The organism is Gordonia sp. 11cp, from assembly GCF_057767225.1.
Map to the genome: position 1 here is coordinate 3,821,534 of NZ_CM173437.1, position 12,117 is coordinate 3,833,650.

The 12,117-nt window shown below is 62.4% G+C and carries 15 protein-coding genes and 1 tRNA gene; 10 read left to right on the top strand and 6 right to left on the bottom strand.

Features of this window, described 5'->3' with window-relative positions; all coding sequences use genetic code 11:
• Nucleotides 1-12: 12 nt before the first annotated feature.
• Nucleotides 13-768, top strand: a complete 756-nt coding sequence (gene rph, locus AC3B6C_RS17095; RefSeq protein ID WP_488373559.1) for a ribonuclease PH — start codon at nucleotides 13-15, stop codon at nucleotides 766-768.
• Nucleotides 768-1,382, top strand: coding sequence for an RdgB/HAM1 family non-canonical purine NTP pyrophosphatase (rdgB, locus tag AC3B6C_RS17100; protein ID WP_488373562.1), 615 nt, complete (start codon nucleotides 768-770; stop codon nucleotides 1,380-1,382). Before rph ends, rdgB begins: the two co-directional genes overlap by 1 nt.
• A 28-nt stretch (nucleotides 1,383-1,410) precedes the next feature.
• Here rdgB and AC3B6C_RS17105 read toward each other — a convergent pair whose 3' ends face one another.
• From AC3B6C_RS17105 to AC3B6C_RS17125, 5 genes are all read right to left on the bottom strand, one after another.
• Nucleotides 1,411-2,049 carry a GNAT family N-acetyltransferase gene (locus tag AC3B6C_RS17105; protein WP_488373563.1) on the bottom strand — a complete coding sequence of 213 codons (639 nt, stop codon included), beginning with the start codon at nucleotides 2,047-2,049 and terminating at the stop codon, nucleotides 1,411-1,413.
• On the bottom strand, nucleotides 2,046-2,663 hold the full coding sequence (locus tag AC3B6C_RS17110) for a TetR/AcrR family transcriptional regulator (protein WP_488373565.1): 618 nt from the start codon (nucleotides 2,661-2,663) through the stop codon (nucleotides 2,046-2,048). The genes AC3B6C_RS17105 and AC3B6C_RS17110 overlap by 4 nt, the downstream gene beginning before the upstream one ends.
• A 185-nt stretch (nucleotides 2,664-2,848) precedes the next feature.
• Nucleotides 2,849-3,955 (bottom strand): glycosyltransferase, encoded by a 1,107-nt coding sequence (locus AC3B6C_RS17115; protein ID WP_488357739.1) that lies wholly within the window; start codon nucleotides 3,953-3,955, stop codon nucleotides 2,849-2,851.
• A gap of 49 nt (nucleotides 3,956-4,004) precedes the next feature.
• On the bottom strand, nucleotides 4,005-4,355 hold the full coding sequence (locus AC3B6C_RS17120) for a DUF3817 domain-containing protein (protein ID WP_010841693.1): 351 nt from the start codon (nucleotides 4,353-4,355) through the stop codon (nucleotides 4,005-4,007).
• On the bottom strand, nucleotides 4,352-4,789 hold the full coding sequence (locus tag AC3B6C_RS17125; RefSeq protein ID WP_488373567.1) for a transcriptional regulator: 438 nt from the start codon (nucleotides 4,787-4,789) through the stop codon (nucleotides 4,352-4,354). The genes AC3B6C_RS17120 and AC3B6C_RS17125 overlap by 4 nt, the downstream gene beginning before the upstream one ends.
• Before the next feature lie 99 nt (nucleotides 4,790-4,888).
• Between AC3B6C_RS17125 and AC3B6C_RS17130 the strand changes: the two genes are divergently transcribed.
• From AC3B6C_RS17130 to AC3B6C_RS17155, 6 genes are all read left to right on the top strand, one after another.
• Nucleotides 4,889-4,973 (top strand) — tRNA-Leu (locus AC3B6C_RS17130).
• Between the two features lie 216 nt (nucleotides 4,974-5,189).
• Complete coding sequence (locus AC3B6C_RS17135; protein ID WP_488373570.1) at nucleotides 5,190-6,347, top strand: hypothetical protein; 1,158 nt, start codon at nucleotides 5,190-5,192, stop codon at nucleotides 6,345-6,347.
• Nucleotides 6,344-6,481 carry a GH-E family nuclease gene (locus AC3B6C_RS17140; protein WP_488373571.1) on the top strand — a complete coding sequence of 46 codons (138 nt, stop codon included), beginning with the start codon at nucleotides 6,344-6,346 and terminating at the stop codon, nucleotides 6,479-6,481. Before AC3B6C_RS17135 ends, AC3B6C_RS17140 begins: the two co-directional genes overlap by 4 nt.
• Before the next feature lie 4 nt (nucleotides 6,482-6,485).
• Nucleotides 6,486-6,878, top strand: a complete 393-nt coding sequence (locus AC3B6C_RS17145; protein WP_488373572.1) for an ankyrin repeat domain-containing protein — start codon at nucleotides 6,486-6,488, stop codon at nucleotides 6,876-6,878.
• 2 nt (nucleotides 6,879-6,880) lie between these two features.
• Nucleotides 6,881-7,294: an ankyrin repeat domain-containing protein gene (locus AC3B6C_RS17150; RefSeq protein WP_488373574.1), complete on the top strand. Its 414-nt coding sequence runs from the start codon at nucleotides 6,881-6,883 to the stop codon at nucleotides 7,292-7,294.
• A gap of 611 nt (nucleotides 7,295-7,905) precedes the next feature.
• Entirely contained in the window at nucleotides 7,906-8,121 is a 216-nt protein-coding gene (locus AC3B6C_RS17155; protein ID WP_488373575.1) for a hypothetical protein, read from the top strand.
• Between the two features lie 560 nt (nucleotides 8,122-8,681).
• Here AC3B6C_RS17155 and AC3B6C_RS17160 read toward each other — a convergent pair.
• On the bottom strand, nucleotides 8,682-8,987 hold the full coding sequence (locus AC3B6C_RS17160; protein ID WP_488373576.1) for a hypothetical protein: 306 nt from the start codon (nucleotides 8,985-8,987) through the stop codon (nucleotides 8,682-8,684).
• Between the two features lie 782 nt (nucleotides 8,988-9,769).
• Between AC3B6C_RS17160 and AC3B6C_RS17165 the strand changes: the two genes are divergently transcribed.
• Together AC3B6C_RS17165 and AC3B6C_RS17170 are read left to right on the top strand one after the other, a co-directional pair.
• Nucleotides 9,770-10,984 carry a NaeI family type II restriction endonuclease gene (locus AC3B6C_RS17165; RefSeq protein ID WP_488373577.1) on the top strand — a complete coding sequence of 405 codons (1,215 nt, stop codon included), beginning with the start codon at nucleotides 9,770-9,772 and terminating at the stop codon, nucleotides 10,982-10,984.
• A 40-nt stretch (nucleotides 10,985-11,024) separates the two neighbouring features.
• Nucleotides 11,025-12,035: a hypothetical protein gene (locus AC3B6C_RS17170; protein WP_488373578.1), complete on the top strand. Its 1,011-nt coding sequence runs from the start codon at nucleotides 11,025-11,027 to the stop codon at nucleotides 12,033-12,035.
• Nucleotides 12,036-12,117 lie beyond the last annotated feature (82 nt).

Consider the following 12,117-nt stretch of genomic DNA (forward strand, 5'->3'; position numbering starts at 1 on the left):
ACAGTGAGACCCGTGACCACACGAGCTGACGGCAGAGCCGACGACGAACTCCGTCCCATCACGTTCACCCGCGGTTTCACCAGCCACCCGGCGGGTTCGGTCCTGGTGGAGTTCGGCAAGACCCGCGTGATGTGCACCGCGAGCGTCACCGACGGGGTGCCGCCGTGGCGTCGTGGTTCCGGGCTCGGGTGGCTGACCGCGGAGTACGCGATGCTCCCCGCCGCCACGCACGACCGGTCGTCGCGTGAGTCGGTCAAGGGTCGGGTCGGCGGGCGTACGCACGAGATCAGCCGACTGGTCGGTCGATCGCTGCGCGCGTGTATCGACCTCGGCTCGTTGGGCGAGAACACCATCGCCGTCGACTGCGATGTCCTGCAGGCCGACGGCGGTACCCGAACCGCGGCCATCACCGGCGCCTACGTCGCGCTGGCAGATGCGGTCACCTATCTTCGTGCGGCGGGCAAACTGTCTGATCCGCAACCTCTTTCGTGCGCGATCGCCGCGGTGAGCGTCGGTGTCGTCGACGGCCGCGTCCGGCTCGACCTTCCCTACGAAGAGGACTCGCGGGCCGAGGTCGACATGAACGTCGTGGCCACCGACGCCGGCACCCTCGTCGAGGTGCAGGGCACCGGCGAGGGGGCGACGTTCCCGCGCTCGACGCTCGACGCGCTGCTCGACGTGGCCGCCATCGGCACCGAGAAGTTGTTCGAGGCGCAGCGCGCGGTACTGGCCGAACCGTACCCGGGCGAGCTCCCCGGGCGGGCGTGATGTCCTCGGTCCTGCTCGCGAGCCGCAACGCCAAGAAGCTCGCCGAACTCCAGCGCGTCGTCGATGCCGCGGGCATCACGGGAGTCGAGGTCGTCGGTCTCGACGCCGTACCCGACTACCCGGAGGTACCCGAAACGGGCGCCACCTTCGAGGACAATGCGCTGATCAAGGCCCGCGCCGGCGCGAAGGCCATCGGAATTCCTTGTCTCGCTGACGATTCCGGCATCGCGGTCGATGCCCTGAACGGCATGCCCGGGGTGCTGTCGGCGCGCTGGTCCGGCCGGCACGGCGATGACGCCGCGAACAACGCGCTCCTGCTCGCCCAATTGTCGGACACCCCGGACGAACGCCGTGGCGCGGCGTTCGTGTCGGCCTGCGCACTGGTGTTGCCCGACGGGACCGAGACGGTGGTGCGCGGCGAGTGGCGCGGTCGAGTCCTGCGGGAGGAACGCGGGCCGCACGGCTTCGGGTACGACCCGCTGTTCGCCCCCGACGACGAGATCGCCGACGGCCGGTCGGCGGCGGAGTTGTCGCCGGGGGAGAAGGACGGTCTCAGTCACCGCGGAAAAGCGCTGGCGCAGTTGGTGCCCGCGCTGCGAGCACTCGCGGGGTGACTCCGTTCGGGTCGGCCCCGGTCCGCGGTCAGCTCGCGGTGCCCGTGTAGAGGTAGACCCCCAAGGTGTGTGGCTCGCCGTCGAGCAGGATGTCCATGTCGTCGGCTGCGGCCCGCGACATCCCCTGCCGCTCATAGAATCCGAACGTGCACAGCGAGTCGGTGTACAGGTGGAAGTCCGACCGACCGCGGTCTCGCAGATGGTCCAGGAACGCACGGTAGAGCGTCGCTCCGACGCCGTGCCCGCGCGTCGAGGAGGCGACGGCGAACAGGGTCAGTTCGTCGTCGAGCGACTCGCCGGTCTGCGTACCCAGCCGGTGCGCCACGGCTTCGAAGGCGAAGAGGGCGCGTAGGGCCTTCCGTTGGGGCAGACCGAGTAACGCGGCTCGCGCGGTGTGCGCCCAGAGAAGCGCGCGGTTCTTCGTCCGCTCGCCGAGGTGCGGCTCGCCGTCGACTCGCCCGAGAATGATCCCGACCACGTGGCCGTCCTTCTCCGCGACGCGACTCCAGGTGCTCGCCACCAACTGCTCGCGGAGATAGACCTCGAGCGCGCTGTCGAGAACGCGCCGACCGTGGACGTAGCGGTGGATGTAGAACGCCTCGTCGATGATCTTCTTGACGTCGTCGGCGTCGGTGGAACGGTATGGGCGATAGGTGATGTCGGTCATGATCCCTTCTTTGCGGGTGTGTCGTGGAGTGTGGCTGATGAGTTGGGTGACAACGTCCCCGCGCCGTAGGTGAGGGCGAGGAGGTCTGCTTCGAGCGCGGCGCGGTCGGTGTCGTCGAGGACCGCGCCCCAGAGAGGGGCGGTGTTCGATCCGTCGGCGGCCGCGATGATCAGTCTCGTGATGGCGGGGTCGAGGCCGTCGTCGGACAAGGCGGCCCGCCAGTGGTCGGCGTCTCGCTGAGCGAGCTCGGCGGGACCTGGTTCGTACATCAGGCTCGCCGCCAGGGCGATCTGATCACGAAGTCCGGCCGAGTCCCTGGCGTCGGCGAAGCTCACCCGGATGTAGGCCCTGGTGAGCCGTCCCGGTGCGTCGTCCTCCTGGCCGGCGACCCGGTCGACGTCGGACCTGAACTGAGCCATCAGGTCGGCCGCGAGTTCTTCGAGAAGGCCCTCCTTGGCGGGGAAGTGATACAGCAGTCCACCTTTGGACACCCCCGCCGCGGCGGCGATCTCGGAGACGGACACGGCGGTACCGTGCCGCGCGATGAGACGAGCGGCGGCGTCGAGGATCAGCCGTCGCGTTTCGGCGGCGGTGCGCCCGGACGTGCGTGCCATCTCGGCCTCCTTCTGGTGGGGTCTCGTCTGACCTCGTCTTTACTATACCGTCCAGACGGTATAGTTTCAAGAGCGGGTTTGACGCGGAGGAGATGGTGGACGCACCCGCTCCGTCGACTGTGCGTCGTAATTCGTCGACCGTGCGTCGAATTTCATCCGCTGTGCACGGTTGCGGCAGAGGGCGTTCAGCTCCCCGCGTGCACACCCAGCATCCGCGCGACCGAGTCGGGCCAGCGGTACTGGGTGGCCCGGTGCCGGGCCGCGCGTTCGCGATCGACGCGAGGCAGACTGAGCACCTGTCGGATCGCACTCGCGAAGCCCGACCCGGAGTCCTCGGCAGCCGCCCCGCACGTGTCGTCGACGAGGCTCGCGACGGCCGACGATCGCGAACCGATGACCGGTGTACCGGCGGCCAGCGACTCCAGTGCGGACAGGCAGAACGTCTCGTGCGGTCCGGGGGAGAGGGAGAGGTCGGCACTGGCAAGGAGTGCGGCGACCTGCTTCCGGTCCGAGAGGTGACCCAGAAATGTCACCGGGAGTCCACGCGCCAGATGCTGCAGCGGCGCTCGCATCGGCCCGTCGCCCGCGATCACCAGGTGTGCGGGCGTCCCTGACCGGTGGAGTCTGTTCAGCGCGGCGATGCTGCGGTCGGCACGTTTCTCCACCGACAGGCGTCCACAGTGGGCGATGAGAGCTCGGGTGCCGTCGGACCACCGCGCGCCCAGATCCGGGTCGAGGTGTCGCGGGTCGAAGATGTCGAGGTCGACACCCAGTGGGGCGCGTACGACGTTGGTCGCCGCGACGCGATCGAACTCGGCGGCGGCGAAGTCGGTGGTGCAGACGACGGTGTCGTAGTCCCGGGCGGTGGCCGCGTTGGCGCGGTCGGCGAGCGCGCGTGCCGTCGGGCCGGGCATGATCTGGCCGAGCAGCCGGTCGAGACGCTCGTGGGAGACCATCGTCGAATGGACGTCCCGAGTGCGCGCCCATCGGCCGAAGCCGCGGAGCGTCAGGCGGTCGGACACTTCGAGGGCGTCGGGACGAAGATGGCGGAGTACGTCGGCGACGCGTCGGGCCGAGGCCAGGCGGTAACCGCCCGACGCCGGGATGCGTGGTGCGGCAACGGTGATCCGGGTGACGCCCGAGGCCAGTACCTCTTCGCCGGAGTCGGCCCCCGGAACGATCAGGACGACGTCGTGACCTGCTTCGACGTAGCCGGCACCCCAGCGGTCCACCGCGGTGCGCAGGCCGCCGGAGCGTCCGCCGTAGAAGTTCGCGAGCTGGACGATCCGCACGGGGTCCAGTCAGCCGGACCCGGGTGAACGGACGTCCAGCACGAGGAGATCAGAGGTTGAACTGCGCCTTCACTTCCTGGGTGCGCTTGTGCTCGAACCAGAACGACAAGAAGGGAATCGTGCCGGCGATCGCCGTGATGATGGTCTTGCCCGCACTCCAGCGGACCTTGATCGCCAGGTCGATCGCCATGATGAGGTAGACGAAATACACCCAGCCGTGCACGAACGGCACGAAGTCCAGTGCGTGGTTGTCGAAGCCGTACGTCAGGACGAGTTCGACGACGAGCAGCAACAGCCACACGCCGGTGATCCAGGCCAGGACGCGATACCGCAACAACGCACCGCGGACCTTCTCCACCGGGGCGGCGAGGGCGGGGGTGGTGGATTCGGTCTCGGTCACAGCGGGCCTTTCGATGAGGGAGCGGGTCGGGCGTCCGCCGAGTGTTCGTCGGCGGCGCGGAGTTCGGCCAGATAGCGGTTGTACTCGACGAGAGCAGTGTCGTTCGCGGGGTCCGACGACGTTAGCGAGGACGCGCTGGGCGTCGTCGGGCGCTCGGGGAGAATCCCCTCGGGAATCTCTGCGATCGAATCACCGGAACCGACCTTGCGAGCTTCGTCGGGATCGCTTTCCAGGATGACAAAACGTCGGTAGGCGTAGATCACGGCTGCCGCGAACGCCGGCCACTGAAGGGCATAGCCGAGATTGAGACCGGAACCGGAGGCGGACTCGTACCGTGACCATTGCCACCACGCGAGCGCCAGACACACCACGGCGGCCGAGACGGCCAGGACCGTGAGCGCGGGCCGGTGGGTGCGGCGACGGGTGGGGGACATGCCTACGACGGTACCTGGCCTGCGGTGATCAGAACGCGGCCGGTAGGGTGGTCGCCGTTACACTGCGTGACTCGCCGCCTCGGCCGGCGTCACGCCCACGCGCGAGTGGCGGAATTGGCAGACGCGCTGGATTTAGGTTCCAGTGTCTAAGGACGTGGGGGTTCAAGTCCCCCCTCGCGCACCATAGATCCCTTACTGCAATCAGCGCGTGCGTTGACAGCCAGTAGGAGGTCGTCAATCAGTAGTTTGGCGCCGTCAGAAATGACGGCGTCTTTCGTTTGGCCTTTGTGAGTCAGGTTGAGAGCCTGCGAGACGGGCTTCAAACCTTGTCGGTTTCGTGCCGGCGTGCGCACGACAACTATGCGTCCGCGGTCGACGCCAATGCTCGGATGTGGAACCTGTGACGCCGCGGTCCGCGGTGCCGATTGAGTTCCGATTCGAGGCGTTGCAAGAAGCGGTGGCGTTCTACGGCTACGGACAAGAAGATCTGATCGGCGGCGTCGACGCACTCAAGAGCAATCTTGTATTCGGGATCAATGCTGCGGGATCTGACACCCCCGGAATGGTGTTCAGTTTTCGGTACGACCCTGCTGCCCAGACGTGTCTAGAGGTTACCTGTGGCGTTGTGAACGCGAGCGGCACCATGCACGACCTACTGATGCAGACGGCGTTCAACTACGCGGCTGCGAATGACGCCTACGACCGTGCTGAGGTCCAGGATGATCGGGCCGTCCCTAGCTGGTCGGCGCCGATCTACTTCGTTTCGCGGGTGCCATCGATCGAGGGCGGAGCGGTCTCGAACCCCGGTTGGTGGTCGAAAATTCAAGGGCTTATCGGCGGAAAGCTCTATCCGCAGGCGAACGAGGAACTTCTCGGCGAGCTTCGCCAGGCATGGCTGAACGGGTCGGGCGCGATCATGAACAACGGTTGCTCGTTCGCCCGAGGACTTGAGCTCGCGACGTCGACGAACATTCCCGAACAAGGGTCAATTCGAGCGCAGGGCGATCTACTGGCAGACGTTGCCGAGAACCTCGCGTCTGAGACGTTACGGCTCTCGGCCGCCCTTGGCTTCTTCGGGACAGCGGTCAAGACGGCCAAGATGGAGCTCGACCTTTCGGTGAAGCCAGTTGTGGAGGCTGCTGACGCTCTCGACGATTTCCCGGCCTTGTCGGGGTTTGGTCTCGGTGGACGGATGGCACTTCGGATTGCGGCCGCCCGAGCCAGTCAAATCTTGACGCGACTCGAGGGACGCGCAGCAGATATTGCTGTCGGGGATGCTGACGACATCTTCGACAGTGCAAAAGGCATCGAAGGTCTTCTCGGTGCCTCGCTCGTCCCGGCGCGCCGCGACATGTCGGACTATCCGATCGACGAGCACGATCCCGCGAAGCGGAGAGTGACACTGCGCGAGTCCACGAAAGAGGCGATCAGAGAACGCATGCGGAGCCAGGGACTGGTCACCGCCGACGGCAACTTCATCGACCCAAACACCTTTGAGGTCATCCCGAAAGGGGTCCGTTCGACTACGGCCACCGGCCTGGGTACGAATGGTGGGTGACGCAGCGTCGGGCGCGAGAAGAGGGTTGGACCCGAGAGCAACTCATCGAGTACGAGAACAACCCCGACCACTACCAAATTGAAACTCCAGCATCCAATCGCAGTCGTCGCTTTGAGCAACCCCACGAGGAGTGATCCCATGACCACCAGCTCCGGAGCCGGAGACCTTCATGAAGCCGCACTTGAGGGTGACGCCGAACGGGTTCGGCAGCTCCTGGAACAGGGCGCTGATCCCAACCGGAAGGATGAGACCGGGTACACCGCCCTCCAACTGGCCGCGCGAGGGGGACGTTCTAGGTCTGTGGCGGCGCTCCTTGACGCCGGTGCCGAACTCGACATTCGTGACTCGCACGGTAATACGCCGCTTGGCATGGCCATGTTCGCCACGACGGGCGATGCTGTGGCGACGGTAGCCCTCCTGCTAGAGCGGGGTGCGGACCCCGATTCCAAGAACAACGCCGGCAAGTCGCCCCGGTACCTTTCGGACCTCATGGTGAATCTGCACTACAAAGAGCTGTTCGCAAGGCACTGAAGATGGAGGAACGGTGGCCGCTTCACCGGGCTGCGGAGTCTGGCGACACCAACGCGGTACGACAGACCCTCAGCCTCCAGCGTCACGGTATCGATGACCGGGATGAAGACGGTCTGACTGCGTTGCACCTTGCTGTGCGGGAGGGCTTCTCGGAGGTCGTTGAACTTCTGCTCGCGTGCGAGGCGAACCCAAATGTGCCCAGTTCCTCGGGCTACACACCGATGTATCTCATCATATTCGCACCGTTGCCAATGCAGGTAGCGATCGCATCGATTCTCGCAACCGCGGGGGCGCGGATGAACCATCGGCTGTCTTTGGAGACGCCGACGCTGTTGGTTTATCTTATCCGGGTGGGGTTTTCGGAGCTGAGGGCGTGGGTAGCCCACAACTATGACTTCGGCGCCGTGGGAGACTAGTGGCCTCCGACTAGTCTGCGCTTCGCCACCGGAAGTCGCTCGTCGTGATCTGTGCCTGACAATCGTTTGTGTGCCCGAGCGACGTATCGGATGCCGGACCGGCGAGCGCCCGGCCGGCCAGACAAGAAGCTTAAGGCCGACCGGCGACTGTGTGCCGTGGCAACCTGAGTCTTGACGGTTCTTTGGAAGTTTAGCGAAACTAACTAAACAATTTCGACCTGCGCGTGACATCCAAACCGACTATAGTTGGACAGGTTTAGGGTCAACGCTGGACCGTCCGCATGGGGGAATTCATGGCAGAAACGGCATCTTCGTCACGTACGGGTTCTTATACTGAAGCGCATAAGTGCGGCGGGTGTGGCCGAACTTTCTGGGCAAAAAGTTCATGGAACAGGGTCACGGTGATCTGTCCGCGATGCAAGTTCCGCAACTGAACGGACGCGCTTCTCTTGCGTTCTGCTGGTGCTGATAGGAGTGCACTAAAATTGAGCAATCTTCCAGAAAGCTGGCCCGAATCGGACCCGCTAGTTTTCCCCTCCGAGCCGCAGCTCCGCCCTCGTCCGCTGTGGGAGTCGGCGGAGGATAGGCGCGTCCGCGAGCTTGAGAACACCATGGCGATCAAGGCTTACCGCGAGTCGCTTACTTCGCTCGTGCATAGATTGCGCTATCAAAATCGCAAACAGGAGGCTGAAGAAGTAATGCGCCATATCTCCGATGTGGTCGACGAAGCGCGGCGAACGGCGGGAGATGACCCATTTAAGGCGGAATTGATTGGCGGGATAGTTTCGGCCTTGACCGACAGCTATCGACGCGGCATCGGTCGTTAGGGCAACTGCCATCTTCCGACTCACAGAAACGGCTACTGAATAATGAGTCCACTTCACCCTATTGTAGGGAAAGTCACCAAGGAGACGTCGGTAACGATCGGCGCGCTCATGTTGTCCGCTGTCGGAGCCTTCTGTGGGTTGATAGTCGGGTTTATCGTCGGAATACCCATATCGTTTATCTGGGGCATCTTCTTCGCGCAAGAAGCAACCGGCGCGCAGGACGACGATCTATGGCAGCCCGCATTTGTCTGTGCGATAATCGGGGCCGTTCTTGGCTTCTTGATCGCAGGTGGGGCACTAGCGATGTTCAAAATTCTGTCGTTTACCTATTCTCTTTTTGTTGGGATGAATCTGACGCACGCTGACAGACAGCGTCTGCAGAAGTCGGTACGAACTAGCCGATCGAGCGCCGCAACTCGGATCAGGACTGACCGCGCGGACCACCAGGCTCGGTTGTCCGAAAATGAGAATCTGCGGCGTGAAGCAACCCGCAAAATTCGTGACCAATGATTGGGACTTATTCGTAGTTCTAAAGTGTCGATCGCGTCCGAGGCGGCCGACTACTTGTGAAACCCGTTTCCTGAAGCGTTGTTGTTGCGTAGAAAAATATCTGAAGATTTCGCGGCCGAGTCTGGATGGAAGACGTCGTCCTGCGACCACTCCATCGCGGTCAGCGGCTCTTTGGTTTTCTGCGAATCGGCTGGCTTAGGCTCGCGCCCGAACTGGGGTCTACTATCTGAGCGCGGCTCATTGATGCCTCTGTCGATGATGTCTTGGGATGCCCGTTCGTATTCACTTAAAAGACGGTTGCGGTCTTCTTCAAAATTGGAGTTAGTGTATGTTGCTGATGATAGGTGTTCCGACATGCATTGTGTTCCTGCTTAAAATATCTATTTCTTAACGTTAACTCTAATTGTCTTTTATTGCAAGATGATAGACGTGCGCTATCTGTCGTAGTGAACTGTCCGTGCTTGATAATTCGTAAATCGAGAACTGTTCGATGAGAAAGGGCTGGGTAATTGTCGTACAGAGTTGAGGAACTCCTCCTCATATGCCTCAATCTCGTGGTGCCACTACTTTCGATCTGGCTCGGACTTATAATCGGCGCAACATTCAATCGATTGATTGGTTTGACGATCTCAGTTGTGTCGTTTGTGGTTCTCTTGGGATCTCTCTGGTATCAGTTCATCGGAGGGCGGGGGAGCGCAAGATGGCTTCTGTCACGGTTGGATAATCCGGAAGGGAATCCCGGCTACTCGCCAGGACAGACTCCGATCTGGCTACCTTCGGACCACATAGCACTTTCGATAACGCTGTTCGCCGCTCTTGCGATCGCCGCTATTATCGGTGTCCGGCGGCAACGCTAGTTCGCTTTGCTGCGCCGTCGGTTGACAGGCTCTGTTCGTCTGGTGGTGCCGTGCATTCCGCGCCACCCTTTCCTGCTGCATTGGCGTTGAACTAGCGCGTCGGGCAGACACGCTTTGGGTGATGAATGACTAAGGGGGTGTACAGCACTTTTCGCGATACCGGGTGCCCTGACAGGTCATCTGCGCGGTTTGGGGCCTGGGTGTGTTCTCCTTACCGCTCCGCGTGGCGGTGCCGGTCGGTACAGTTCGCGCTACTGACAGATGGCAAACGGGGGATGTTAATGACCGAGGTGACCGCAGGCAGGGTGGTCGAGGAACTCCGGTTGACGCCGGGTCAGGTTCTCGCCCTACGAGCGCTGCAGGCACGAATGTTGCTGTCCGACTCGAACGCGGAGAGCAACCGTGACAAAAAGCTTCGCAGGGAGGCGACGTTACGTCGCTTCGTGCAAGACGTCCTCGTGGAAGCGCTGCCGACCGACCCAGAGCCCAATTGGGGGCCGTGGGAGTCCGACGGGTTCCAGGACCGCTTCATCGAAGAGAAGGTCGAGACCTTCACGAACTCGGCGTCGACGCTTGCAGGTCGGGTGATCGAGCGCTCGGCATCGTTGGTCATTGTCGTCGAGCTCCTGACCTTCAGTCCGTGGGACGACGGGACCCGGTGGGACAAGAAGGCGCGCCAAGCCAGTCTTGAGCTTGCGGCCGCTGAGCTAGGCGGGCTGCGTGACGGCGACTTGCAGACGGCCATTGACGAGTTCGAGCGCATAATGAAAGCGCTCCGCCGGAAGTCGATCAAATGGGGTCGTGTTGCTGCGGCGACCGCCGTCGGTGCCGGTATCGGTGTGCTCACCGCGGGATGGGCGGCGCCGGCGATCGGCGGCGTCATTGGAGGCACCATGGGTCTGACGGGCGCTGCCGCCACCTCGGCCCGGGCTGGCCGCCCTGGGCGGGGGATCGCTCGCCGCGGGCGGATTCGGCGTCGCTCGGACGCCCGCCGCGTGGGCTACAACCGGGACAAGAAGAGCCAGCTGAACGAGGTTGGCAGAAGGCGCATTACCTGGCTCTGGAGGGACGCGGAGCTTCGACCAAACGTCCTTTTACAGTTGCCTCGCGACGTTGTCGACCACATTTTTGATCGACGGTATGGTACCCAGCGGACTAACAGGCTATTCCGCGCTGCCGAAGGCATGATCGTGCATCGCAACGCGGTAGCGACGGTTAGCCGCCAGCTCGGTGCGCAGAAAAGGGTTCGGTACAACGGTGGCGCCCGATCCGCGCTCGCGCCAGAAGGATATCTAATTCTCAGCGGCGCCTACCATCGTGATCTGGCGAGCAGATTCGGAGTCGCGATTCCAAGGTCTGACGAATACGTGTCGGTCCGAGTCGTGCCAGCTGGATCGGATGATGACGAAGGTATTCTGCTGCGTGGTCGCCTATGGAGGCGCGCGCGGCAAGGCGAACCGCCCCTCGTGCCGGCGCCCAAGATCTACGAGGACTAGCCGCGAGGACGATCGTGTCGCAAGAGTGAGTGGAGGTATTATGACGTCCGAGTTCAAGGTCCGAATTGAGCCTACCGGATTTCCAGATGCGAAGTACAACGATGAACTCGATCTGACTGTTACGTGGAACGAACTTATTTGGGCTGTAATCACCGTTGGGAAGTGGAAAACAGACGTCTTTTCTCACGGTCAGTATTCAGCCGCCGAGGCGATCCACCGCGCCGCGTGTATCTATGCATACTGCGAGATCAATCCGATGCGACGGTTAGTGATGACGCCTTTGTTCGCCACAATCGACCCATCTGAGAAGGCGATAGTCTCGTACTACCTTGGCATGGCCATGTCCAAAATCTATGCTGACCGAGTTCTTAGTGTGCCCTGGCTCATGCACATTAGCCGCTACCACGCGAAGGATTCTATTAAGTATCTGGGGTCCGGTCGGCCCGATTTGTACGGTTCGGATCTGGCTGGGAACTGGTCGGTAGTTGAAGCCAAGGGGCGATCACGAGTCACGAAGCGGCTGTTGGATAAGATGCGCGACCAGAAGTCGATGGTTGCAACAATCAATGGAATAAATCCTTCTTTCCGGGTCGGGACTGCGACTCGCAGGGCGTCGACCGCCATTGAACTCCGCGTTGTGGATCCCGAGCCACGTTTAGACGCAGAAAGACTGCAAATCGATCCGGTTATGTGGATAGCGGAGTACTACGCACCCTTACTTCAACTTTCGGCCGCACCTTCAACCGGCCAGGATGATAGCGGCACTCAATTTTACGCTCTACCCGGAACGAGCATCGAGATCGGTATTACTGCCGAGTTGTCGTCAGTTTTGTCGCAAGTGAGTGAGCGCGCATTTGATCTAAGAGCGCCGCTGAGGGCAGGGCGCCGAAAATTCGAAGATGAAACTCAGCGTTTAAGCCTGACGGAGCAGGCTGCCGACGACTATGACCGACTGCTTATCGCAGACGTCTTGCGGTCCGTTGGGAATGGGAATCTGCAAGGTGCCAGATCCGATGGAACCATTGTGAAGGCGCCATACATTCGTGGATGATGAGAACCCCTTTCACGCAACACTCTCGGGGCGTGCCACGTTAGACGGAACGACATCAGAGAACCGAGAGAATCCACTAGGT